Source organism: Methylobacterium sp. WL18 (assembly GCF_008040015.1).
Classification (GTDB): domain Bacteria; phylum Pseudomonadota; class Alphaproteobacteria; order Rhizobiales; family Beijerinckiaceae; genus Methylobacterium; species Methylobacterium mesophilicum.
On the sequence record NZ_VRVD01001280.1, the window covers coordinates 1 to 542 of the forward strand.

The window sequence follows — 542 nt, forward strand, 5'->3', positions numbered from 1 at the left end:
CCGTTAGGCCGGGTCGGGAGAGGGGAGCGCGGTATCCGCAGAAGTCGCGCCGGGAGTCCCATCCTCGACCGTCGCGCTGCCCCTCTCCCCCCCTGCTGCGCAGGGTACCCTCCCCCGCAGAGGGGGGAGGGAGGGCGCGCGTTCGTGCCTGTTTGGCTTTTGCGCTGCTTGTTACGTTCGCCGCCCCGGCCCACGCCGTCCAGCCCGACGAGGTGCTGAAGGATCCGGTGCTGGAGCACCGCGCCCGGGAGATCTCTTCGGAATTGCGCTGCCTCGTCTGCCAGAACCAGTCGATCGACGATTCCGACGCGCCGCTGGCCAAGGACCTGCGCGTGATCGTGCGCGAGCGCCTGCAGAAGGGTGACAGCGACCCGGCGGTGCTGCGCTACGTCGTGGACCGCTACGGCGAGTTCGTGCTGCTGCGGCCGGTCTTCGCCCTGCACACCCTGCTGCTGTGGCTGACCCCGATCCTGGCGGTCCTGCTCGGCGCCTTCGGGATCTGGCGCCTCGCGCGCCGGCGGCCGGCCGCGCCGGTCCGGACC

General features: G+C 71.8%; 1 protein-coding gene. It reads left to right on the top strand.

Going from position 1 to position 542, the window contains the following annotated elements; genetic code table 11:
* Window positions 1-152: 152 nt before the first annotated feature.
* Window positions 153-542, top strand: a 390-nt coding sequence (locus FV228_RS32320; RefSeq protein WP_147858022.1) for a cytochrome c-type biogenesis protein, incomplete at its 3' end; no start/stop codon positions are given.